Annotated in this window: 23 protein-coding genes; 14 read left to right on the top strand and 9 right to left on the bottom strand. The window is 63.6% G+C overall.

Features of this window, described 5'->3' with window-relative positions:
* The first annotated feature begins 29 nt into the window (after window positions 1–29).
* Together ABWI03_RS13880 and rsrA are read left to right on the top strand one after the other, a co-directional pair.
* Window positions 30–728, top strand: coding sequence for a sigma-70 family RNA polymerase sigma factor (locus tag ABWI03_RS13880; RefSeq protein ID WP_095969105.1), 699 nt, complete (start codon window positions 30–32; stop codon window positions 726–728).
* Window positions 725–1,006, top strand: coding sequence for a mycothiol system anti-sigma-R factor (gene rsrA / locus ABWI03_RS13875; RefSeq protein WP_003940722.1), 282 nt, complete (start codon window positions 725–727; stop codon window positions 1,004–1,006). Before ABWI03_RS13880 ends, rsrA begins: the two co-directional genes overlap by 4 nt.
* A gap of 100 nt (window positions 1,007–1,106) precedes the next feature.
* On the opposite strand, the gene ABWI03_RS34190 is transcribed toward rsrA, so the two are convergent.
* Window positions 1,107–1,181, bottom strand: coding sequence for a 50S ribosomal protein bL37 (locus ABWI03_RS34190; protein ID WP_022597109.1), 75 nt, complete (start codon window positions 1,179–1,181; stop codon window positions 1,107–1,109).
* Window positions 1,182–1,317: 136 nt separating this feature from the next.
* Here ABWI03_RS34190 and ABWI03_RS13870 point away from each other — a divergent pair, with 136 nt between their 5' ends.
* Both ABWI03_RS13870 and ABWI03_RS13865 read left to right on the top strand, forming a co-directional pair.
* Window positions 1,318–1,533 (top strand): biotin/lipoyl-binding carrier protein, encoded by a 216-nt coding sequence (locus ABWI03_RS13870; RefSeq protein ID WP_007731208.1) that lies wholly within the window; start codon window positions 1,318–1,320, stop codon window positions 1,531–1,533.
* An 8-nt stretch (window positions 1,534–1,541) separates the two neighbouring features.
* Window positions 1,542–3,044, top strand: coding sequence for a sensor histidine kinase (locus ABWI03_RS13865; protein WP_298778123.1), 1,503 nt, complete (start codon window positions 1,542–1,544; stop codon window positions 3,042–3,044).
* A 119-nt stretch (window positions 3,045–3,163) separates the two neighbouring features.
* On the opposite strand, the gene ABWI03_RS13860 is transcribed toward ABWI03_RS13865, so the two are convergent.
* Together ABWI03_RS13860 and ABWI03_RS13855 are read right to left on the bottom strand one after the other, a co-directional pair.
* The gene (locus tag ABWI03_RS13860; protein ID WP_003940950.1) at window positions 3,164–3,418 is read right to left on the bottom strand and encodes a WhiB family transcriptional regulator; all 255 of its coding nucleotides are present in this window, start codon (window positions 3,416–3,418) and stop codon (window positions 3,164–3,166) included.
* A gap of 255 nt (window positions 3,419–3,673) precedes the next feature.
* Entirely contained in the window at window positions 3,674–4,630 is a 957-nt protein-coding gene (locus tag ABWI03_RS13855) for a diacylglycerol/lipid kinase family protein (RefSeq protein ID WP_095969107.1), read from the bottom strand.
* A 41-nt stretch (window positions 4,631–4,671) separates the two neighbouring features.
* On the opposite strand from ABWI03_RS13855, the gene ABWI03_RS13850 reads away from it, so the two are divergent.
* Window positions 4,672–5,154: a hypothetical protein gene (locus ABWI03_RS13850; protein WP_298778119.1), complete on the top strand. Its 483-nt coding sequence runs from the start codon at window positions 4,672–4,674 to the stop codon at window positions 5,152–5,154.
* A gap of 4 nt (window positions 5,155–5,158) precedes the next feature.
* Here ABWI03_RS13850 and ABWI03_RS13845 read toward each other — a convergent pair whose 3' ends face one another.
* Together ABWI03_RS13845 and ABWI03_RS13840 are read right to left on the bottom strand one after the other, a co-directional pair.
* On the bottom strand, window positions 5,159–5,638 hold the full coding sequence (locus tag ABWI03_RS13845) for a GNAT family N-acetyltransferase (RefSeq protein ID WP_003940724.1): 480 nt from the start codon (window positions 5,636–5,638) through the stop codon (window positions 5,159–5,161).
* Window positions 5,639–5,655: 17 nt separating this feature from the next.
* Window positions 5,656–6,279, bottom strand: a complete 624-nt coding sequence (locus ABWI03_RS13840) for an acid phosphatase (protein ID WP_095969282.1) — start codon at window positions 6,277–6,279, stop codon at window positions 5,656–5,658.
* A gap of 71 nt (window positions 6,280–6,350) precedes the next feature.
* On the opposite strand from ABWI03_RS13840, the gene ABWI03_RS13835 reads away from it, so the two are divergent.
* Window positions 6,351–7,148: a ParA family protein gene (locus ABWI03_RS13835; RefSeq protein ID WP_095969281.1), complete on the top strand. Its 798-nt coding sequence runs from the start codon at window positions 6,351–6,353 to the stop codon at window positions 7,146–7,148.
* A 13-nt stretch (window positions 7,149–7,161) separates the two neighbouring features.
* Here ABWI03_RS13835 and ABWI03_RS13830 read toward each other — a convergent pair whose 3' ends face one another.
* Together ABWI03_RS13830 and ABWI03_RS13825 are read right to left on the bottom strand one after the other, a co-directional pair.
* On the bottom strand, window positions 7,162–8,364 hold the full coding sequence (locus tag ABWI03_RS13830; RefSeq protein ID WP_298778109.1) for an Rv3212 family protein: 1,203 nt from the start codon (window positions 8,362–8,364) through the stop codon (window positions 7,162–7,164).
* Between the two features lie 9 nt (window positions 8,365–8,373).
* Window positions 8,374–9,993 carry a DEAD/DEAH box helicase gene (locus ABWI03_RS13825; protein ID WP_298778758.1) on the bottom strand — a complete coding sequence of 540 codons (1,620 nt, stop codon included), beginning with the start codon at window positions 9,991–9,993 and terminating at the stop codon, window positions 8,374–8,376.
* A gap of 377 nt (window positions 9,994–10,370) precedes the next feature.
* On the opposite strand from ABWI03_RS13825, the gene ABWI03_RS13820 reads away from it, so the two are divergent.
* Together ABWI03_RS13820 and ABWI03_RS13815 are read left to right on the top strand one after the other, a co-directional pair.
* Window positions 10,371–11,066: a ferritin-like fold-containing protein gene (locus ABWI03_RS13820; RefSeq protein WP_298778754.1), complete on the top strand. Its 696-nt coding sequence runs from the start codon at window positions 10,371–10,373 to the stop codon at window positions 11,064–11,066.
* 107 nt (window positions 11,067–11,173) lie between these two features.
* The gene (locus ABWI03_RS13815; RefSeq protein ID WP_003942312.1) at window positions 11,174–11,404 is read left to right on the top strand and encodes a DUF3107 domain-containing protein; all 231 of its coding nucleotides are present in this window, start codon (window positions 11,174–11,176) and stop codon (window positions 11,402–11,404) included.
* A 72-nt stretch (window positions 11,405–11,476) separates the two neighbouring features.
* Here ABWI03_RS13815 and fasR read toward each other — a convergent pair whose 3' ends face one another.
* A complete protein-coding gene (gene fasR / locus ABWI03_RS13810) occupies window positions 11,477–12,148 on the bottom strand; it encodes an HTH-type transcriptional activator FasR (protein WP_095969111.1) in 672 nt (223 codons plus the stop codon).
* Window positions 12,149–12,476: 328 nt separating this feature from the next.
* Between fasR and ABWI03_RS13805 the strand changes: the two genes are divergently transcribed.
* Genes ABWI03_RS13805 through ABWI03_RS13795 form a run of 3 tightly spaced genes read left to right on the top strand, consistent with a single transcriptional unit; the run spans window position 12,477 to window position 15,658 of the window.
* Window positions 12,477–13,523 carry a DUF3152 domain-containing protein gene (locus tag ABWI03_RS13805; protein WP_298778105.1) on the top strand — a complete coding sequence of 349 codons (1,047 nt, stop codon included), beginning with the start codon at window positions 12,477–12,479 and terminating at the stop codon, window positions 13,521–13,523.
* Window positions 13,524–13,570: 47 nt separating this feature from the next.
* Window positions 13,571–14,758, top strand: a complete 1,188-nt coding sequence (gene moeZ / locus ABWI03_RS13800) for an adenylyltransferase/sulfurtransferase MoeZ (protein WP_235171909.1) — start codon at window positions 13,571–13,573, stop codon at window positions 14,756–14,758.
* Window positions 14,759–14,803: 45 nt separating this feature from the next.
* Window positions 14,804–15,658, top strand: coding sequence for a TIGR02569 family protein (locus ABWI03_RS13795; RefSeq protein ID WP_007731227.1), 855 nt, complete (start codon window positions 14,804–14,806; stop codon window positions 15,656–15,658).
* Here the strand turns inward: ABWI03_RS13795 and ABWI03_RS13790 are convergent.
* On the bottom strand, window positions 15,655–16,335 hold the full coding sequence (locus ABWI03_RS13790) for a FadR/GntR family transcriptional regulator (RefSeq protein WP_095969114.1): 681 nt from the start codon (window positions 16,333–16,335) through the stop codon (window positions 15,655–15,657). The two genes, ABWI03_RS13795 and ABWI03_RS13790, sit on opposite strands and share 4 nt — an antisense overlap.
* Before the next feature lie 93 nt (window positions 16,336–16,428).
* Between ABWI03_RS13790 and ABWI03_RS13785 the strand changes: the two genes are divergently transcribed.
* The 3 genes from ABWI03_RS13785 to nirB all read left to right on the top strand — a co-directional run bounded on the left by ABWI03_RS13785 (window position 16,429) and on the right by nirB (window position 21,756).
* Window positions 16,429–17,691, top strand: coding sequence for a CynX/NimT family MFS transporter (locus ABWI03_RS13785; protein ID WP_166809755.1), 1,263 nt, complete (start codon window positions 16,429–16,431; stop codon window positions 17,689–17,691).
* Window positions 17,692–17,804: 113 nt separating this feature from the next.
* A complete protein-coding gene (locus ABWI03_RS13780; protein WP_085989607.1) occupies window positions 17,805–19,205 on the top strand; it encodes an MFS transporter in 1,401 nt (466 codons plus the stop codon).
* A 46-nt stretch (window positions 19,206–19,251) separates the two neighbouring features.
* Window positions 19,252–21,756, top strand: coding sequence for a nitrite reductase large subunit NirB (gene nirB, locus ABWI03_RS13775; RefSeq protein ID WP_298778097.1), 2,505 nt, complete (start codon window positions 19,252–19,254; stop codon window positions 21,754–21,756).
* Window position 21,757: the final 1 nt, after the last annotated feature.

Raw genomic sequence — 21,757 nt, 5'->3', positions numbered from 1 at the left:
TGATCCCTACGGCTAGTGAAGGGATCAGAGTGCTGGAACACGACCGGCCCAAGGACGAACCGTCAGGGGTTACCGAACCTGCCGACGGCGCAGTGTCCGAAACGCCCGAAACTGCGGATGAGTTGATTGCCCGGTTCGAGCGCGACGCGCTCCCGCTGCTCGACCAGTTGTACGGCGCTGCCCTGCGCATGACTCGGAATCCGGCTGATGCCGAGGATCTCGTGCAGGAGACGTACGTCAAGGCGTACACCGCTTTCCGCTCGTTCCGTGCCGGTACCAACCTGAAAGCCTGGCTGTACCGGATTCTCACCAACACCTACATCAACTCGTACCGTAAGAAGCAGCGCCAACCCGCGCAGTACCCGACGGACGAGATCACCGACTGGCAGTTGGCCGCGACCGCTGAGCACACGTCCACAGGTCTGCGTTCGGCCGAGGTGGAGGCGCTCGACGCGTTGCCCGACGACGACATCAAGGCGGCGCTGCAGTCGCTTCCCGAGGAATTCCGGATGGCGGTGTACTACGCCGATGTCGAAGGATTCCCGTACAAGGAGATCGCGGAGATCATGGGCACACCCATCGGAACGGTGATGTCGCGACTGCACCGTGGTCGCAAGCAATTGCGTGGTCTTCTGGCCGATGTCGCAAAAGACCGGGGATTCAATCGGGACGGCGCAGTCGACACAGCCACAGTCGCAGCCACCGAGACGGAAGGTGTCACACGATGAGTGAGCAGGACGAATTCGAAAGGCTCGACTGCTCGGCAGTCATCGCCGACGTCTGGTTGATGCTCGACGGTGAATGTGACGATTCCAGTCGTGCTCGCCTGCAGCGTCATATCGACGATTGCGGATCGTGCCTCGAGGCCTACGGGATCGAAGAGAAGGTCAAGAGCCTGATCAACCGTAAGTGCGGCGGAGACCACGCGCCGGAAAGTCTGCGTCAGCGGCTCACCGTCGAGTTGCGTCGGACCATCGTCATAACGACTACCGAAACCGACAGCTAGCCCGTCAGCGACGATCTGAGCGGTAGTAGCGTAGGCAGTAACGCCGAGGGGCGGGGAAGCAATGCTTCCCCGCCCCTCGGACGTTTTGTTGCGCTACATGTCAGGCGTTTGGACGCTTGCCATGGTTAGCGGCGTTGCCCTTACGGCTGCGCTTCTTACGACCACGCTTACCCATGATTGGTCTCCCTTCTGTTTCTTTCGCGTCATTGTTTCACGCCGATGCCGGTGTGGTTCCATTGGCAGGTCGATCGAGTGATCCGTCGACGTATTTTCGTGGTCAGAGTGCAGTTCCGACAGAAGTGAGGTTCACGATGGCAGAAGACGTGCGCGCCGAGATGGTTTCGACGGTCTACCAGGTGGTCGTGAGCGAGGGAGACGTCGTTGCGGACGGCGACACCCTGGTCATCCTCGAATCCATGAAGATGGAGATTCCGGTCCTGGCCGAGGTTCCGGGAACGGTGACGACGGTGGGCGTCAAGGTCGGCGATGTCATTCAGCAAGGCGATCTGATCGCCGTGATCTCCTAAGTCGGACGATGTCCACTCTCAGTGACCTCCTCGCCGAACACACCGATCTCCCGGGTGCGGCGGTCGACCACCTCCAGCGCGTAGTGGGCGAGTGGCAACTGCTCGCCGACCTCTCCTTTGCCGATGTTCTTCTGTGGGTGGGCACCGAATCGGAGAAGAACCGTTCGGAGGGGTCGGTCATCTGCGTCGCGCACTGCCGGCCGACAACGGCATCGACGGCTTTTCCGGAGGACGCGGTCGGGACGGTCGTTTCCGAGTCCGAGCACCCGCAGGTTCTCCGCGCTCTCGTGGAGGGCCGCGTCGTTCGCGGCGAAGACGAGACGTGGCGTGAAGGAATGCCGCCACGTAAGGAAGCCGTTCCCGTGCGTCTGGACGGGCGCGTCATCGCGGTTCTGAGCCGCGACACCAACCTGTCGCACCAGCGAGCGCAGAGTCCGCTCGAGCTCGCGTATCTCGATTGCGCCGAAGACCTGTGTCAGATGATCAGCGACGGAACCTTCCCGATCCGAGAATCGCGCTCCGACACGAACTCGAGCCCACGTGCGGGCGACGGGTTCATCCGTCTCGACACCGAAGGCGCCGTCGTCTACGCCAGCCCGAACGCGCTCTCGGCCTATCACCGGATGGGCTTGAGTTCGGATCTGGTGGGCCAAGACCTCGCGGCGTTGACCCGTTCGTTGGTCACCGACCCGTTCGAGTCTTCGGAAGCTGCGGGATACATCCGGGATACGTTGGCGGACAAGCCCGGTCGCCGTATGGAGATCGAGGCGCGCGGGGCGACCGTTCTGCTGCGAGCCCTGGTCCTCAAGCCGGGCGGTCGGCACGTCGGTGCTGCGGTCGTCGTCCGCGACGTCACCGAGGTCAAGCGTCGTGATCGCGCGCTCCTGAGCAAGGACGCGACCATCCGCGAGATTCACCACCGAGTGAAGAACAACCTGCAAACCGTCGCGGCGCTTCTGCGTCTACAGGCCAGACGAACCGGCAACGACGAAGCGCGACAAGCGTTGACAGAATCGGTGAGGCGCGTGACGTCCATCGCCCTCGTTCACGACACCTTGTCGATGTCGGTGGACGAAGAGGTGGATCTCGACGAGGTGATCGACCGGTTGGTTCCCATGCTCTCCGATGTCGCGGGAGTAGGTGTGCCGGTGACGATTCGGCGTGAGGGAAGTTTCGGAGTGTTCTCCGCCGAGCGTGCCACCCCGTTGGTCATGGTGCTGACGGAGTTGGTGCAGAACGCCATCGAGCACGCTTTCGATCCAGGTATTACCGGCACGGTCACATTGAGCGCCGAGCGTTCTGCACGCTGGTTGGACGTGATCATCCACGACAACGGGCGCGGGCTCCCGGAAAATTTCGACCTCGAGAAATCCGATCGCCTCGGACTGCAGATCGTTCGGACTTTGCTGGGCGCCGAACTCGGCGGCTCACTCGGACTGCACCCGGGGAGCGGCGGTGGCACCGACGCGGTTCTGCGTGTGCCGCTCGGTAGGCGTACTGCGCGTTACTGATTCGCGCATCGTTACTGATTCGAGCAGACAAAAAGCCCGGCACCATGTGGTGCCGGGCTGTCGTCTTCGACTGTGCGGAGGGGCTGTTCTCCGTCGCGAGTCGAACGTCTCGGTTCTACCTAGACGGAAGTGCGTGCACGGGTACGTGCGTTGCGACGCTTGAGTGCGCGACGCTCGTCTTCGCTCATTCCGCCCCAGACGCCTGCATCCTGACCGGACTCGAGAGCCCAGGACAGGCACTCGGCGGTGACGGGGCAGCGGTTGCAGACAACCTTGGCATCAGCGATCTGAGCGAGGGCCGGTCCGCTGTTTCCCACCGGGAAGAACAGTTCGGGATCCTCGTCGCGACAGATTGCGTTGTGGCGCCAGTCCATCTTTTTTCGCTCCTTAATTGGGTGTGTATTCACACCATTTGGTACCAATGAGTTTGTGTGTGCGTCATCAATGTTTCCGCACTGTTACTTGTGAATGCTTTCACGAACTCACGGTATGTCAATAGGTTTGAACGGGTTCGTGGGCCAACTCACTAATTTGTGACACACCTGACGGCCACCTGGGCGTCACCGGCATTTTACCCGATTTCGGCTATTCGGCACCAGAGTTTTTGCAGGTCAAACGTGTTGCCTGACTCACGTCGCAATCGGTGCGAACACTTCCAGTGCATCCGGTACCGAGGTGAATTCGACCTTTTCGCGAAGTCCGATGTAGTCGCCGTCCATCTGCAGTCCGATCGGTCGCGACGATTCGATGGTGATTGACGGGACGTCGTCGGTGCGGAGAAGAACCTTCGATTTCGGCTCGGCGCCGCGTGCGAGGAGCTGTCGCACAACCCGCAAGGACGGTAGGACTTTGGTGCTCGTCATGGCGAAGATGCCGAGTCCGCTGTCGAAAGTCGTTCCCGGATTGGTGTGTACGGGGCGCTCTTCCAGATATGTCCACGGGCTCGAGTTCGACACGAACGCGTAGTGGACTCCGGAGACGGGATCCTGATCGGGAAGGTGGACGGTCAGTGCTGGTTCGGCTCGCTTGGCACGGAAGAACGCCGCGATTGCGGTTCGGACGTACCGGGCGGGTGTGGCGGCGTCACCGTTTTTGCGGCTGGCGTCGACGGCCTCGCAGACATCGGCGTCGAGGCCCATTCCGGCGTTGAACGTGAACCAACGGTTGTCGCAGTGTGCGAGTCCGATTCGGCGTCGCGTGCGCTCGGAGAGAAGGTCGACGAGTTGGTTCGTGGCATCGATCGGGTCGGCGGCGATACCGAGCGAGCGCGCGAAAACGTTTGCCGAGCCTCCGGGGACGACTGCGATTGTCGGGATCGGACCGACCGGAACCGATTTCATGGACGTGGGATGCGGTGACCCGAGCAGTCCGTTGACCACTTCGTTGACCGTGCCGTCGCCGCCGTGGACGATCACCGAGCCGAACCCGTCTTCGTGGGCTTCGCGCGCCAGTTCGGCAGCGTGTCCCCGATGTGTGGTGTGCGCCACAGTAAGTCGCACACGACTCTCGAGGGCGTGTGCCAACAGGTCACGACCGGCAGCGGTGGTGGAGGTGGCATTGGGGTTGACGATCAGCAGTGCGCGCACGGGGCATGAGCCTATCCGGTGTCGTGTTCTAGGCTGGCCTCGTGCCGAATACCGCCAGTCCGAACGCCCTGCCCAAGACAGTCACATGGGCAGGTGCCCTCGTGACGCTGCAAGGGCTCGTTGCCGCCGGGTTCGCGATCGTCGCAGTGATTCGCGGTGCAACCGGCCACGATCAGAGCGTCACCAACGGATACGGATTTGCCGCCTGGGTCGCGATCCTCGGCGGTGCGGTGTTGGCTGCCGGTATCGCCCTGTTGACCGGTCGCCGGTGGGGCCGGGCCATCGCCGTCGTCGCCCAGCTGCTGCTCCTGCCGGTTGCCTGGTCGCTGCTGACCGATTCCCATCAGGTTCTGCTCGGCATCGTTCTGGGTGTCGTCGTTCTCGGTGCCCTCGGCTGCCTGTTCTCGGCTCCGACGTCTCGGTGGATGGCAGCGGAGTACGGAGCGTATGCCGACGAGGCGTCATCGGACGAGGAACGTCCGGACGCCGAAGGAACCAGCGACACCGGGCGCAAGAAAGACTGAACTCCTACTCGGCCTCGGCCGCGAGCGCCCCGAGGTGGGTGCCGGTCAGGCGATACGTGGTCCACTCCGTCTTCGCGTCGGCACCGAGTGACTCGTAGAACTTGATCGAGGGGGTGTTCCAGTTGAGCACCGACCAGGACAGCCTGGTGTAGTCGTTGTCGGTGCACTCCTTGGCGAGCGCGGCCAGAAGAGCCTTCCCGTGCCCTGATCCGCGCTGGCTGGGCTTGACGTACAGGTCCTCGAGGTAGATGCCGTGCGCGCCGTCCCACGTGGAGAAATTGCGAAACCACAGCGCCATGCCGACGACGTCGTCGGCGGAATTCACAGCGACGTGCGCGAAGGCCGTCGCGGCCGGTCCGAACAAAGCCTCGCCGATCTGTTCCGCCTTCACGGTGCACTCGTCGAGGGCCTTCTGGTAGTCCGCCAACTCGTAGATCATGTCGGTGATCGGCTGGACGTCTGCGGGCGTGGCGCGTCGGATCATGCAGAGGATCTTAAGCCTCACGCCTCCACGAGCGGTGGCACGTTGTGGTGGAGGAGGTGAGTAGCCCCGTGCTCGTAACCGAGAACCGTGTATGCGCCGGGCGACAACGCGAAGCGCTTTCCTTCCGTCACGGGGAGCTCGAGCCAGCGAGCGATGAGTGCGCGTGAGAAGTGGCCGTGCCCGATCAGAATCACGTCCCGCTCGGGTAGCTGCGAACGCACCATCGACAGCACCATGTCGGTGCGGGCATGGATCTGGTCGGCCTGCTCGCCGCCGGGACACGGGTGTGTCCAGACGGTCCAATCGGGCACCGTTGCCCGGATTTCGGGTGTCGTGAGGCCCTCGTAGTCCCCGTAGTCCCATTCGGACAGTGCATCCCAGGTTCGCTCCTCCGGCAGGCCGGCAAGATCACCCGTCAGCTGTGCGCGCAAACGCGGACTCGTCAGAATCATGGGATTGCGGAGGTCGAGTGTCCGCAGTCGGTTTCCGGTCGCGGTGGCCTGCATTTCGCCGAGCGGAGTCAGTGGAACCTCGGTCCGTCCGGTGTGTTTTCCGGTCCGTGCCCACTCGGTTTCACCGTGGCGCATCAGTACGACGCGAGCACCGAGAGGGATCGACGAGGGGGTGGACTGGGAGGTCATGTCGACCATCATTGCAGGCTGCCTCGCGTGTGTAGCTCGCCTCCTGGCGCGAAGTGCGCAAGGATCTACGTGTGACGACGGTTCTCGCAGTGGCGAATCAAAAGGGCGGCGTGGCTAAAACCACTACCGTCGCCTCTCTCGGTGCGGCTTTGTCCGCGCTCGGACAACGAGTCCTGGTGGTGGATCTCGACCCGCAGGGCTGCCTGACGTTCTCGCTCGGCCACAACCCGGATCGCCTCGAGCGTTCGGTCAACGAGGTCCTGGCGGGTGATCTCGACGCGGTCGACGCCGTGCTGAAGACGGACGACGGCATGGACCTGCTGCCGGCCACGATCGATCTCGCGGGCGCTGAAGCGTTGCTTCTGATGCGACCCGGCCGAGAGTTCGCGCTCAAGCGGGCGCTGTCTCCGCTCCTGGGTTCCTACGACGTCGTCATCATCGACTGCCCACCGTCGTTGGGTGTGCTCACACTCAACGGATTGACTGCGGCGCAGTCGGTTCTGGTTCCACTGCAATGCGAGACCCTGGCACACCGCGGCGTCGGACAGCTGCTGCGTACGGTTCGTGAAGTCCAAGCCATCACCAACCCGGATCTTGTTCTGCTCGGTGCACTTCCGACTCTGTACGACGCTCGAACCACGCACAGTCGCGACGTGCTCGCGGACGTCAGCGACCGTTACTCCCTCGCCGTTCTGGCGCCGCCGATCCCACGCACCGTCAAGTTCGCCGAGGCGTCCGCGTCGGGCGCGACGGTCCTCGCCGGACGAAAGAACAAGGGTGCGGATGCTTATCGCGAACTCGCCGACAATCTCGTAAAGCATTGGGCTGGAAACGAAGTCGTGACTTTCGCGCCGGAACTGGCGCTCTGAGGAAGGCGAGCTTCTATCGCAGCGCGAACAAGGTATCGCCGCGCTGTTCCAGAATCGTCTCGCCCGCACTGGCGAGCACGATCGGTGTCGCCGTCTCACCGCGGTCGACGGCGATCATGCGCTGCACCGCTCCGTCCGACGGGCTGACGGCTGCAATGCCGCCCGGAACGGGGATGAGCATCTGACCGGCGACCATGCTTCCGGGCCCGGACGTTCCGTTGACGATCCACGTCGGAGCCAGATCGCTCAGTCGGAGGTTGACCGTCTGCGAGCCGGTCCACCATGTGATCGAAGCCTTGTCGGCGTGGGTGCGAGCATCTTCGGTCACCGCTCCCTCGATCGGATAGTCGACGATCGGGCTGCCGGATCCGTCGAAAATGCTGATGCGAGAAACAGTTCCGTTGGCGGCGGGGAGGTAGACCGCCGTTTTCTCGCCGGCCACGGACAGCAGGCGGGCGCCCTCGGAGTCGAGGAGAATCGAGGATCCGTACTCCTCGGGTTCCTGGGCGTCCTTGGGAGCGGGATTCATCACCGTCAACCTGTTGGAGGCTTCACCGGGGCAGCGTTCGAGTACCGAGACACGGTTGGCGCTCGACGCGGCGTCGAGCAGCGTGCATCCGGTGCGAGGTTGCTTGTTGGGATTGACCTTCGCGTCGACCCGGCCGTACTCGAGGGTTCGGACAAGGTCCGAGCGCCACAGTTCCATTCGCTCACTGCCGCGTGAGATCAGGTAGGTGCCGTCCGCCGACAAACTGACCGCGGAATCGGCGTCGCTGTTGCGCTGGTCTTTTCGGGCGCCGGTGTCCGCGACCAGTGACGTGACCTGGGAGCAACCGCGATCGTCCTGATAGACGCTGACGACGCGATCCCATGAACCGATCGCACCGCACAGGGGTATGTTGCGCGCGTAACGCCACACTTCTTCACCCGTTGCCGGATCGCGGCCGATCACTTCGGAGCCGTCGGCGGTGACGACGGCATTGCCGACGGTGATCGGCGCCGTCGAATCGGCACTGGCGGATTCCCACGTCTGCTTCAGGATGTCGGGCAACAACACCGACGTCGAGAGAGGCGGGAGAGACGTGTCTGCGGTGACCGAGGTGGTTCCGTGCGCATCACTGCGCAACCACACCACGGTCACCGCTACGACTACGGCCAGCGCGAGAGCCAGCGCACCGATCAGATCTGAGCGAGTACGCCTTTCGGGAGCCAGCACATCGGCAGCTTACTCTGCGGCGCCTGCCGTCGCGGTAGCCGCGGGGCGACGACGCCGACGGCGACGCGGCTTGGCTGCTCCGTCGTCGTCCGTGTTCTCGGCACCGGTTGCGGCGGGTGCCGAGGGGGGAGCGGTGGTCGCGGTAGCGGTGGTGGACGTCGCGGCGTCGGCCGAAGCGCCGGCGCGGGTGCGGCGACGGGTCCGGTTGCGGCGGGGAGCGGCCTTCTCTTCGTTGCCGTCGGAGTGGGTCGTCTTCGGCGCGTCGGCCTTGTCCGTTGCGGCCTTGTCCGTTGCGGCTTTGTCGGTTGCAGCCTTCTCCGGCGCAGCTTTGGCCTTGCGTACAGTGCCCTTGGCGTCGGCCGGGATCGACAGCTCCTCGTAGAGGTGCGGCGAGCTCGAGTACGTCTCGACCGGATCGGGGATTCCGAGGCTCAGTGCCTTGTCGATGAGCTGCCAACGAGGGATGTCGTCCCAGTCGACCAGCGTGACGGCGATGCCGGTGCGTCCGGCGCGGCCGGTACGACCGATGCGGTGGACGTACGTCTTCTCGTCTTCGGGGCACTGGTAGTTGATGACGTGAGTGACGTCGTCGATGTCGATACCGCGTGCAGCGACGTCGGTGGCAACGAGAACGTCGACCTTGCCGTTGCGGAAGCCCTTCAGTGCCTTTTCACGGGCGATCTGTCCGAGGTCGCCGTGGACCGCGCCGACGGAGAAACCACGCTCGGCGAGATCGTCGGCGACTTTCTGGGCGGTGCGCTTGGTACGGGTGAAGATCATCGTCGCGCCGCGGCCTTCGGCCTGCAGTACGCGGGCAACCATCTCGGCTTTGTCGAGAGCGTGCGCACGGTAGATGTGCTGGCTCGTGCGGTCGTGCACTGCGGAGGATTCGGCTTCCTCGGCGCGGATGTGCGTCGGCTGCGTCAGGAAGGTGCGAGCCAGAGTGATGATCGGGCCGGGCATCGTGGCCGAGAAGAGCATTGTCTGACGCTTGTCGGGGACCATGCCCATGAGGCGTTCGATGTCGGGGAGGAAGCCGAGGTCGAGCATTTCGTCGGCCTCGTCGAGGACGAGAACGCCAACCTTGCCCAGGATCAGGTGCGACTGGTTGGCGAGGTCGAGCAGGCGACCCGGGGTGCCGACGACAACGTCGACGCCCTTCTGGAGTGCCGAGATCTGCGCCTCGTACGGCCGGCCGCCGTAGATGGGCAGAACCTGCAGACCACGGTCGCCGACGCGGAGGTACTTGCTGGCGTTCTCGAGGTCGCGGGCGACCTGGATGCACAGTTCGCGGGTGGGAACGATGATCAGCGCGCGGGGAGTGCCGTCGAGGACCGCCGTGCCGTTCTCGGCGGTGACGATGCGATGCAGGAGCGGGACGCCGAAACCGAAGGTCTTGCCCATACCGGTTCGTGCCTGACCGATGAGGTCGTCACCGGCGAGAGCCAACGGGAGGGTGAGTTCCTGGATGGCGAAGGTGCGCTCGATGCCGATCTCGTTCAGTGCGCGGACGATTTCGTCGCGGACACCGAGTTCGGCGAAGGTCGGGGGTACATGGGTGTCGTCGAGCTGGACGGAAACGGTGTTCTCGGTTGCTTCGTCTTCGTGGTCGACAGTGATCTTGCTCAGGGGACTAGCCTTTCCTCGTGGCGGTACGCACGCACAAGGTAAGGGGCCAGGCCGTAAGTCGGCCGATGTCGATGCCCTCTTTTTCTTCGGTCATGCCTACGCCTCAGCACTGAATTCCACTCGGACGAATTCGAACCGTCCGGCGATCTCGGCGAAGCGGGCAACAACCGTCGATGCAGGTGCGCGCACATTATCGGTGGGGTTCGTGTGAAGACAGCCGTCCCGGCTAACCAAATGGCCCGGGGGAACTGGCGAACTCCCAAGACCATTGTAGCTGCACGTTGTCCGTCCCTCGCGATGACATGTCGAAGATCACCGAATCGGACATGCGGTCCTTGGCAGTCGCGTCGGCCGTCGAAGCACTACAGTTCGTAGTCATGGGCGCACACGATCTTGATGCTTCGACGGACGCTGGAACCGGAGGCCGAGTCGCTTCCGATCACCCGGGCGTGATCGATTTGTTTGCCGTTCTCGCGTATGGCGAGATTTCGGCGTTCTACCGTTTGGCGGAAGACGCACAAATGGCTCCGGACCTGCGCGGCAAGGTGGCGTTTGCCAGCATGGCCGCCGCCGAGATGGACCACTTCGAGACTCTGGAAACGGCCCTGACGGAACGTGGCCACGAGATCTTTGCCGTCATGGATCCGTTCGTGCGCGCGCTCGACAACTATCACGCGTCGACGACGCCGTCGACGTGGCTGGAATCGCTCGTGAAGGCATATGTCGGAGACGGAATCGCTGCCGATTTCTATCGCGAGATCGGTCACTCCCTCCCGACGGACGTCGCCGAGATCGTGGAGGACGTGCTCTCGCAGACGGGCCATTCGGAGTTCGTGGTGCTCGAGGTGAAGGCCGCGGTAGAGGCCAGCACCCGCGCCAAGGACCGGTTGATGCTGTGGGGACGCCGACTCCTCGGTGAGGCGATCACCCAGGCACAGTTCGTGCTGGCGCAGCGTGAGGACCTCACGGATCTGGTGATCTCGGCCTCCGGTGACCTCAACGGAGTTGTCGCGTTGTTCGACGGTATGCAGGCAAAGCACGCCGAGCGGATGGCGATTCTCGGACTCGTCTAGGTGCCTGTTCGCTCTGGGCACAGCGTGCGGAGGAGCGTGGGCGGTCGCTGCTGCATTAGCCTTGCGTCGACAACGGATGTAATTCACGAACAGTTCGGAGGTTGACCGTGGAGGTCAAGATCGGTGTAATCGACAGCCCGCGTGAGCTCATCGTCAACAGCGAACAGACCCCTGACGAGGTCGAGACACTGGTCGCGGCCGTCCTCGGTGGCCGTGAGCCGGTTCTGGCACTGGTCGACGACAAGGGCCGCAAGTTCCTGGTGCAGGCTTCCCGTGTCGCGTACGTGGAGATCGGTCCGTCCGATATCCGCAAGGTCGGATTCGCGCCTACCGTCTGACGCGTAGCTGTAACAGCAGAAAGGGCGGGCAGTCGTGAGACTGCCCGCCCTTTCGCGTGTGAGTGTGGCCGATTACTTGGTTTCGGCTTGCAGTGGCACATGGGAGAGACCGCCCCACGCCAGGGTCACCGTGATTTCCACGGCCTCTTCCTTCGGGATCGGCCGCGCAGCTTCGAGCCAGTATCGAGCGGTGAACTGGCTGGCACCGACAAGACCGACCGCGAGGATGCGCGCGCGATACGGATCGAGTCCGGAATCCTGGCTGACCAGGTCGAACACGGCGTCGACGCAGGCTTCGGTGGCTTGTTCGACGCGTGTCTGGACCTGAGGTTCGCCCATGATGTCGGACTCGAACACCAGGCGGAAGCCCTGGGAGTCGTTGTCGACGAAGTCGAAGAACGCCTGCACTGCGGCGCGGACACGCTGTTTGTTGTCCGTCGTCGATCGCAGGGCCTGGCGTACACCCGAGATGAGGCTGTCGACGTAACTCTGCAGGACTGCGACATACAGTTCGAGTTTGCCTGGGAAATGTTGGTACAGGACTGGCTTGCTGACACCCGCACATTCGGCGATCTCGTCCATGCCGGCCGAGTGGTACCCGTTCGCGACGAATACCTCGCTTGCAGCTGCGAGGAGCTGGAGGCGGCGCGCATCGCGGGGGAGTCGGGTGCTGCGACGTGTTCCGGCAGGCTTGCCAGCCGATGTACCGCGATCGGAGTCTGTCCGATCCGCGAGTTCTGTCATGTCGCTTCCAATCTGAGCAAAAGTAATTCGGTCGGCGCGCGGATCCGCGAGTCGCGTGTGCGTACCCGCCAGTATCCTCCGTCACACCGGTCGTAGCCGAATGAACGATACCGTGTGTCGGCCGGGCGAGTCGCGCGCGCCTCGGTGAGCGAGACCAGCGGTCTTTCTCGTTACAGGACGGGTTGCCATGACACGCCAGGACCAGCGGGTTTCGGTCAGCCCGGGCGAGTGACTTGCCGTGTGTGAGATTCTGGACGACGTGACTGACCCAGGGGGACCGCGCATGCGTGGACGAACTACGCAGAACCCTGAACGTGAGGAACGTCGAATGCGTAGCGGAACTGGAACGCCTCGCGACGAACGTCGGCCAGAGGTGCCGGATGATCGTGCCTACGGCGAACGCGACTATCGCGGCATTTCCTCCCATCAGCCCTTGCGTGCCCAGTGGGATCCGACCAAACGAGAAGTGGGCCGAACCCCGCGTAATCCGCGGCCGGACCGGGCAGCGCGAAAGCAGAGCAAGCTCGGGCGCTTCGTCTCGACCTACGGCTGGCGTGCGTACGCGATTCCGGTTCTCGTGGTGCTCACCATCCTCGTCATCGTCGACGCCGTACGTCCGGACACCACCGACTCCGCGAGCAAGACGTCGGCCACCGCCGACCTCGCACACAGCACGGACGGAACCGACGTCATCGGCGCGCCGCCGGCCGGGGACGGAACTTTTGCGTCGTCGATACCCTCCGGCGCACTTCCCGACGGTGGTCCGTTCACCGTCGCGGGCGGCGGAACGTGGCACGTCGTACCGGGTACGACGGGCAAGGTGGGTCAGGGAACCGAACGCGAGTTCACGTACACGGTCGAGATCGAGGACGGCGTCGACACGACCGGCTTCGGCGGTGACGAATCGTACGGACGCATGGTCGATCAGACCCTGGCCAATCCGAAGAGTTGGACCAACGATCCCAAGGTCGCGTTCCGGCGTGTCGACGCGGGCGAGCCGGACTTCCGTATCTCCCTGACCTCGCAGATGACTATCCGCGAAGGCTGCGGATACGAAATCGAGCTCGAAGGATCCTGCTACAACCCGAGCATGGACCGAGTCCTGCTCAACGAACCGCGATGGGTGCGAGGCGCTATTTCGTTCCAGGGTGACATCGGCTCGTATCGGCAGTATCAGATCAATCACGAGGTCGGCCATGCCATCGGATACGCCGCTCACCAGCCGTGCGAGACCGAAGGTGGGCTCGCACCGATCATGATGCAGCAGACCTTCGGAACCGCGAACAACGACATCGCTAGGCTTGATCCTGAGGGCGTCGTTCCGATGAACGGACTCACGTGCCGCTTCAATCCGTGGCCGTACCCCCGAGCGTGACCGGATCGAGAACCCACGATCTCGTCTTGAACTAGGAGTGTTTCGCGGTGTCTGCAACACCCGTCGTATTGCCACCACTGGTGGAGCCGGCAGCCGAGTTGAGCCGGGAGGAAGTTGCCCGGTACAGCAGGCACCTGATCATCCCGAACGTCGGTATGACCGGCCAGAAGCGTCTCAAGAATGCACGGGTTCTGTTCATCGGCGCCGGTGGATTGGGTTCGCCTGCACTGCTCTATCTCGCGGCCGCGGGAGTGGGCACCATCGGGATCGTCGAGTTCGACGAGGTCGACATGTCGAACCTGCAGCGTCAGGTGATTCACGGACGCTCGGACGTCGGACGCCCCAAGGCGGTCAGCGCCCGCGAGTCGATTCTCGAGATCAACGAGCACGTCGACGTCCGATTGCACGAGTTCCGTCTCGACAACTCCAACGCGGTCCAGCTGTTTTCCGAGTACGACCTGATTCTCGACGGCACGGACAACTTCGCGACGCGGTACCTCGTCAACGATGCCGCAGTCATCGCCGGAAAGCCGTACGTGTGGGGCTCGATCTACCGCTTCGAGGGGCAGGTGTCGGTCTTCTGGGAAGACGCCCCGGACGGCGCGGGACTGAACTATCGCGACCTCTACCCGGAGGCCCCGCCGCCGGGCATGGTCCCCTCCTGTGCCGAGGGCGGTGTTCTCGGAGTCCTGCCCGCGACCGTCGGTTCGATCATGGCGACCGAGGCGGTCAAGCTCATCACCGGAATCGGTGAACCGCTTCTCGGACGCCTGATGATCTACGACGCACTGGCGATGACCTTCCGGACGATCCGCCTTCAGCGTGATCCGACCCGCGTGCCCGTCACCGCCTTGATCGACTACGACGCGTTCTGCGGTGTCGTGTCCGAAGAGGCGAGCGCTGCTGCTGTCGGTTCGACGATCACGGCGCCCGAACTGGAGGCCATGATCGGCGAGGGACGATCGATCGAGCTGGTCGACGTACGAGAACCGGTTGAATGGGACATCATGCATCTGCCGGGGGCCGTGCTGATCCCGAAGGACCGCATCCTTTCCGGCGAAGCTCTGGCGACGTTGCCGCAGAACAAGCAGATAGTGCTGTACTGCAAAACCGGCATCCGTTCGGCCGAGGCACTGGCCTTTCTCAAGAATGCCGGTTTCTCCGACGCAGTTCATGTTCAAGGCGGCGCGATCGCCTGGGCGAACCAGGTGGATGCGAGTCTGCCGGTCTACTAGGCGCGCCTCGCGGGAGGCGGCGCCGCGCACCGGTAGCGTTGGGGTGTGAGCACAGGCCAACCTCCCCAGCACGTGTGCTCCACCTTCGGCCTCCGTGAAGTCGATCCCATCCCACTCGGTGCGGATTGGGACGGCGGGTGGCTGTGTGGAGACGTCGTCCTTTCAGCAGTTGCGGATCATGCCCGCGCAGCGTGGTCGGCGAAGGTGCGAGAGAACCTCGAAGTCGACGGCGTCCGGCTCGCTCGACCGGTCCGTTCGACCGACGGTCGTTACGTCGTCTCGGGCTGGCGCGCCGACACATTCATCGTCGGATCGCCGGAACCGCGTCACGACGAAGTGGTCTCGATGTCGTGCCGACTGCATGCGGCGACGGCCTCGCTCGAGCGCCCGCGCTTCCTTGCACAACCGCCGGTGCCGCCGTGGGCCGAGGTCGACGTATTCGTAGCCGCTGATCGCGCGGCGTGGGAAACGGTTCCACTGAGGATCGCGAAGGGTGTCGAGCAACTCGAGACGCCTACTCCGGACGGTCGCAAGAGTCTGGAACTGATTGCCGGACTCGCCACGTTGCGTAAGCCGGTGCAGAGCCCGGACCAGCTCGTGCACGGCGATCTGTTCGGAACAGTCTTGTTCTCGGGCAGTATGGCGCCCGGAATCACCGACATCACGCCGTACTGGCGGCCGGCTGCGTGGGCCGCCGCCGTCGCCGTGGTCGACGCGATCTCGTGGGGCGGGGCAGACGAGGCACTGGTCGGCCGGTGGGAAGATCTCCCCGAGTGGCCGCAGATGCTTCTACGTGCGGTGATGTTCAGGCTGGCAGTTCATGTTCTGCATCCCCGCTCGACGGCGGACGCGTTCCCGGGGTTGGCCCGAACGTCCGACATCGTGCGCTTGCTGCTCTAGATCGGGGCGCCGGTACCGAAGTCCGAGACCAGGCCCTCGAACAATTCGCGTGCGGCGTTCGAGGCGGCCACGGTGTTCCCGTCGACGACAGCGTTGACGAGGTTCGCGTGCTGCGAGTGAAATCCCTCACCGGTCGCGTCGATGTGCTGTTGGATCGTGGTTTCGATGACCGGGAGCAGGGAGTCGTAGAACTCCAGGTAGACCTCGTTGTGGCTGGCCGCGACGATCGCTCGGTGCAGGGCGACGTCAGCAGTGGTGGCGGCGTCGACGTCCTGACCCTCCCACGAAGCGGTGCGAAGCGCGAGTAACCGCGTCAGTTCGGCGATGTCGTCTTCGGTTCGCCGTGCGGCGGCGAGGGTGGCCGCGGTGATGTCGAGTGCGCGCCGAAGTTCGAGTACATCCCGCTGGTGGGCGCCGGCAAAGTAGTTCCCCAGAGTGCCGCCGAGGTCGGAGACAGCAACGACGTAGGTGCCCGATCCCTGACGACGTTCCAGCATTCCGGCGTGAACGAGCGCCTGGACCGCCTCGCGCACGGTATTGCGACCGGTGCCGGTCAGCTCCGACAGTTCCGGTTCGGTGGGGATCTTGGAACCGATCGGCCAGGTTCCGCTTCGGATCTCGTTGCGGAGTTGTTCGGTGACCTGCGAGATGAGACTTGCGCGTCGAACGGGTTGCACGTGGTTGTTTCCTCGGGTCCGGGTAAGTGGTGTGAATGTGACGTTAGATTACCGCGCTTGTGCGAGTTCGTCCGGTCATCCTATGATTTGCCGGTGACTGCTCAACTGGAGAGAACCGAAACCCGCTCGTTGATACAAGGCCGTGTGCTCGTCTTCGCAGCGATTGCGATGTCTGCGCTCGTACTTCGACTTGCGGTGACCTCGTTCTCGCCCTTGGCGGCCGAGATTCGCGACGAGATCGGCTTCTCCGCCTCGATCGTCGGTGTCTTCGGCATGGTTCCGACCGCAATGTTCGCCATCTTCGGTCTCATCACTCCCGCCATCGCGAAACGTATCGGGCTCGAGCGAACGGCCCTCGTCGCGATGCTCATGGCCGGCGTCGGAATGCTGTTGCGTGCCATGATGTCTCAGACGTGGTCGTTGTTGGCCCTCTCGGCTCTGGCACTCGCAGGCATGGGAATCGGCAATGTCGTCATCCCGCCGTTGGTCAAGCGGTACTTCTCGGATCGCCTCGCCACCATGAGTTCGGTCTACATCGTGGCCGTGCAGATCGGCACCATCGTCCCGGCGTTCGTCGCAGTCCCGGTTGCCGACGCCTTCGGTTGGCGGTTCTCGATCGGCTGGTGGTCCGCCTTCGGATTCGCCGCAGCAGTGCCGTGGTTGATCACCCTCGCTCGCTCGCGCAAGGCACGCGCGAATGAAGCCGGGACCACCGACAATGCATCGGATTCGGTTGCAGCAGTAGCAGAACAGCCACGTGGTCAGGTCTGGCGTTCGCCCGTGGCCTGGGGTATGGCCGGTATGTTCGGCATGACCTCACTGATCACGTATTCGATGTTCACGTGGATTCCCTCGATCCTTCGTGATGCCGGCGCCAGTGACGCCTTCGGCGGAACGATGGTCGGCATGTTCTCGGTGATCGGACTCGTCGCAGCTTTCGGCGCACCGACGCTGTGCGCCCGCATGGCCAACCCGTTCCCCGTCGTGATCGCGTGCGCCGTCTGTTACCTCGTCGGAATGGGTGGACTCTACTTCGCCCCCATGGCCGCGCCGATCGTGTGGGTTGTGGTCCTGGGCCTCGGTCCGAGCACGTTCCCGATGTCGCTCACACTGATCAATCTGCGGACGCGCTCGCATATCGGTTCCTCCGCGCTGTCCGGATTCACCCAGGGCATCGGTTACTCCGTTGCCTGTCTCGGCCCGCTCCTGTTCGGCGTTTTTCACGACGTGTCCGGTGGATACGCTGCGCCGTTCGGTTTGCTCGTCGTTGCTGTGATCGTGGTGCTTCTGGGCGCCTACCAGGCATGTAAGCCTCGGATGCTCGAGGATTCCTGGCACGCACCGGCGAAGAACTAGCTCACACCCGGGTTTGTCACCGGGTGAGGATCAATTGACTTCGCGGTCATCGCGCGCAGCACCGGCGCAATAACCGTTTTCTACCTTTGGGTCTCCAACATATTCAGGAGGCCCTGGTGAGTCATTACATCGAGCATTGGGATGCAGAGGACGTCGACGCCTGGGAATCCGGCGGCAAGGACATCGCGAAGCGGAACCTGATCTGGTCAGTGGTGGCCGAGCACGTCGGCTTCTCGATCTGGTCGATCTGGTCCGTGATGGTGTTGTTCATGCCGACGGACATCTACGGCATCGACGCGGCCGGAAAGTTCTTTCTCGTCGCAGTTCCCACACTTGTCGGGTCGGTCCTCCGTATTCCCTACACGGTTGCCACCGCACGGTTCGGCGGTCGTAACTGGACCGTCATGAGTGCGCTGTTCCTCTTCGTACCAACACTTCTCACGCTCTACCTGATGATGAACCCGGGTGCTTCGTACACCACGTTCATGTTGGTAGCGGCCACTGCCGGTATCGGCGGCGGCAACTTCGCGTCGTCGATGACCAACATCAATGCCTTCTACCCGCAGCGACTCAAGGGCTGGGCGCTCGGTCTCAACGCCGGCGGCGGCAACATCGGTGTGCCGATGATCCAGCTGATCGGTTTGCTGGTGATCGCCACCGTCGGTAACCGCGCTCCGTGGATCGTCTGCGCCGTCTATCTCGTGTTCATCGCGGCCGCTGCCGTCGGTGCCGCGCTGTTCATGGACAACCTGGGCAACCAGAAGTCGGACCTGCGCTCGATGGCCAAGGCGCTGAAGTTCTCCGAGTCGTGGGTGATCAGCTTCCTGTACATCGGTACGTTCGGTTCCTTCATCGGATTCAGCTTCGCCTTCGGTCAGGTTCTGCAGATCAACTTCCTCGCCGGTGGTGCAACTCCGGCCGCAGCGGCGCTGCATGCAGCACAGATCGCCTTCATCGGACCGCTCCTCGGTTCGATCGCTCGGCCCCTCGGCGGCAAACTGGCAGACCGCATCGGCGGCGGCAAGATCACGATGTGGACGTTTGTCGCCATGGCATTCGCTGCATCGATCCTCGTGACGGCCGGAACGATGGACGACAACACCGCGGGCGTCGCCAGCGCCGGAATCATGGTGACGTTCGTTCTCGGATTCATCGCCCTGTTCCTGCTCTCCGGGATCGGAAACGGATCCGTCTACAAGATGATCCCGGCGATCTTCGAGGCGAAGGCTCAGAGCTTCGATCACATGGATCGAAGCGAGAAGGCAACGTGGTCGCGCAGTATCTCCGGCGCTCTCATCGGATTTGCCGGTGCGGTAGGCGGTTTGGGCGGCGTCGGCATCAACCTGGTGCTGCGCGCGTCGTACAGCAGCCCCGCGAAGTCGGCGACCATGGCCTTCTGGGTGTTCCTGGCCTTCTACATCGCCTGCATCGCAGTCACCTGGTTCGTCTTCCTGCGTAAGCCGTCGACGCTGACCACAGACGTCGACGAGGCGAAGGTCGCAGTCACGGCGTGAGCGGTCCGCGGAATCTCAGAACTATCTCGTACCTCAGGAAGTAGGCGTGATGAGCAAGTCGGTTGTTGTCATCGGACACGGAATGGTCGGACACCGATTCGTCGAGGCACTGCGTTCGCGCGACGAAGCGAACACCTGGTCGGTGACTGTACTCTGCGACGAACAGTACGCAGCGTACGACCGAGTCGGGCTGTCCTCGTACGTCGGAGCGTGGGACCCCAAGGAATTGGCACTGGCCGGCAACGATTACGTCGGTGACGGCCTGGTCGATCTTCGGGTGGGGGAAGGCGCGCTCTCGATCGACAAAGATGCACGCATTGTCACGACGACCACCGGCGACACGATCTCCTACGACGCTCTGGTGATGGCGACCGGTTCGTATCCGTTCGTGCCTCCCGTGCCGGGGCACGACGGCGACGGATGTTTCGTCTACCGCACCCTCGACGACCTCGACGGTATCCGGGCCGCCGCCGAGAAGGCAGGTCCTGGCGCTGTCGGCGTCGTGGTCGGCGGTGGTCTTCTCGGACTCGAGGCCGCAAATGCTCTCTCGCTCATGGGAATGACGGCACACGTCGTCGAGCACAATGCGCGTCTGATGCCGATGCAGGTCGACGAGGGCGGCGGCGCACTGCTCGCTCGGCTCGTCACCGAACTCGGGCTCACTGTTCACACCGGAGTCGGGACGGCGGGAATTTCGCAGGCCGACAACGGAATCGTGGTCGAGCTGTCCGACGGCTCCACCATTGACGCGTCGCTGCTCGTCTTCTCGGCCGGAGTACGTCCGCGTGATCAGCTGGCTCGCGACGCCGGTATCGCTGTGGGTGAGCGCGGCGGCATCCTGACCGACCTCGGCTGTGTGACGTCGGACGAGAACGTCTATGCCGTCGGCGAATGTGCTGCGGTGGAAGGCCGTTGCTACGGCCTGGTCGCTCCCGGTTACACGACGGCCGAGATCGTGGCCGATCGTCTGCTCGGCGGCGCCGCGGATTTCCCGGGCGCCGACATGTCCACCAAACTCAAGCTCATGGGCGTGGACGTCGCCAGTTTCGGTGACGCGATGGCGACCTCACCGGGCGCTCTCGAAGTTGTCCTCAGCGACGCGTCCAAGGGGACGTACGCGAAGCTCGTGGTCTCCGACGACGCGAAGATCCTGCTCGGCGGCATTCTTGTCGGTGACGCATCGGCCTACGCGTCACTGCGCCCGCTGGTCGGTCGCGAACTACCCGGTGACCCGGCGACATTGATCTCGCCTGCGGGGGAGAAGCCGGGTGCAGGTTCGCTGCCCGACGACGCCGAGGTGTGCTCGTGCAACGCGGTGACGAAGGGCGCCATCTGCGGCGCAATCGCGGCCGGTGCCTGCGACATCGCTTCGGTGAAGGCGTGCACCAGTGCCGGAACCACCTGTGGCGGTTGCCTTCCCACCGTGAAGCAGCTGCTGGCTGATTCCGGCGTCGTGATGTCGAAGGCACTGTGCGAGCACTTCGCGCAGTCGAGGGCCGAGCTGTTCCAGATCGTGCAGTCGACGCAGACCAGAACCTTCTCGGCGCTGATCGCCAAGTACGGCAAGGGCGCAGGCTGCGACATCTGCAAGCCCGTAGTCGCGTCGATTCTGGCATCGACGGACTCCGATCACATCCTGCACCGCCAGCAGGCGTCGTTGCAGGACACCAACGATCACTTCCTCGCGAACATCCAGAAGAACGGTACGTACTCCGTGGTGCCTCGGATGCCTGGCGGCGAGGTGACGGGTGAGCAACTCATCGTCATCGGCGAGGTGGCGCGAGACTTCGGCTTGTACACGAAGGTGACCGGCGGTCAGCGCATCGACCTTTTCGGTGCCCGCGTCGAACAGTTGCCCGCGATCTGGAAGCGTCTTGTCGACGCCGGGATGGAATCAGGCCAGGCGTACGGCAAGTCGCTCCGGACGGTCAAGAGCTGTGTCGGTTCGAGTTGGTGCCGCTACGGTGTCCAGGATTCCGTGGGTATGGCAGTCGACCTCGAGAACCGCTACCGCGGTCTGCGCTCGCCGCACAAGATCAAGTTCGGCGTCTCGGGTTGTGCGCGTGAATGCGCCGAAGCGCGAGGCAAGGACGTCGGCGTCATCGCGACGGAGAACGGTTGGAATCTGTATGTGGGCGGCAACGGCGGACAGTCGCCGAAACACGCTCAGCTGCTTGCCGGAGGCCTCGACGACGCGACCTTGGTCAAGTACATCGACCGCTACCTCATGTTCTACATCCGTACCGCCGATCGCCTCCAGCGCACGGCGCCGTGGGTCGAATCACTCGACGGCGGACTCGATCACCTCAAGGCCGTGATTTGTGAAGACAGCCTGGGAATCGGTGAGGAACTCGAGGCGCTGATGGCCAAGCACGTCGAGGGGTACCAGGACGAATGGGCTGGTGTGCTGGGTGATCCGGAGAAATTGTCGAGGTTCGTCTCGTTCGTCAACGCACCGGAAGAAGCCGACCCGACGGTTGTGTTCGACGAGACCGGAGTGCGCAAGGTTCCGGTCCTGATGGGCATGCCGAGCATCCCCACGCGCCGGTAAT

Origin of the sequence: Rhodococcus baikonurensis, from assembly GCF_040489275.1 — a bacterium.
GTDB classification, from domain to species: Bacteria; Actinomycetota; Actinomycetes; order Mycobacteriales; family Mycobacteriaceae; genus Rhodococcus_F; species Rhodococcus_F baikonurensis.
Note: the sequence above shows the minus strand (reverse complement) of the source record. Positions and strands in the feature narration are given on the sequence as shown.

Bases quoted from the DNA above. Each gene is read 5' to 3' on its own strand.
- ABWI03_RS13865 (WP_298778123.1), top strand. From the start codon at position 1,542: ATGTCCACTCTCAGTGACCTCCTCGCCGAACACACCGATCTCCCGGGT.
- rsrA (WP_003940722.1), top strand. From the start codon at position 725: ATGAGTGAGCAGGACGAATTCGAAAGGCTCGACTGCTCGGCAGTCATC.
- ABWI03_RS13870 (WP_007731208.1), top strand. From the start codon at position 1,318: ATGGCAGAAGACGTGCGCGCCGAGATGGTTTCGACGGTCTACCAGGTG.
- ABWI03_RS13845 (WP_003940724.1), bottom strand. From the start codon at position 5,638: ATGATCCGACGCGCCACGCCCGCAGACGTCCAGCCGATCACCGACATG.
- ABWI03_RS13820 (WP_298778754.1), top strand. From the start codon at position 10,371: ATGGGCGCACACGATCTTGATGCTTCGACGGACGCTGGAACCGGAGGC.
- ABWI03_RS13805 (WP_298778105.1), top strand. From the start codon at position 12,477: ATGCGTAGCGGAACTGGAACGCCTCGCGACGAACGTCGGCCAGAGGTG.
- fasR (WP_095969111.1), bottom strand. From the start codon at position 12,148: ATGACAGAACTCGCGGATCGGACAGACTCCGATCGCGGTACATCGGCT.
- ABWI03_RS13860 (WP_003940950.1), bottom strand. From the start codon at position 3,418: ATGGACTGGCGCCACAACGCAATCTGTCGCGACGAGGATCCCGAACTG.
- ABWI03_RS13840 (WP_095969282.1), bottom strand. From the start codon at position 6,279: ATGACCTCCCAGTCCACCCCCTCGTCGATCCCTCTCGGTGCTCGCGTC.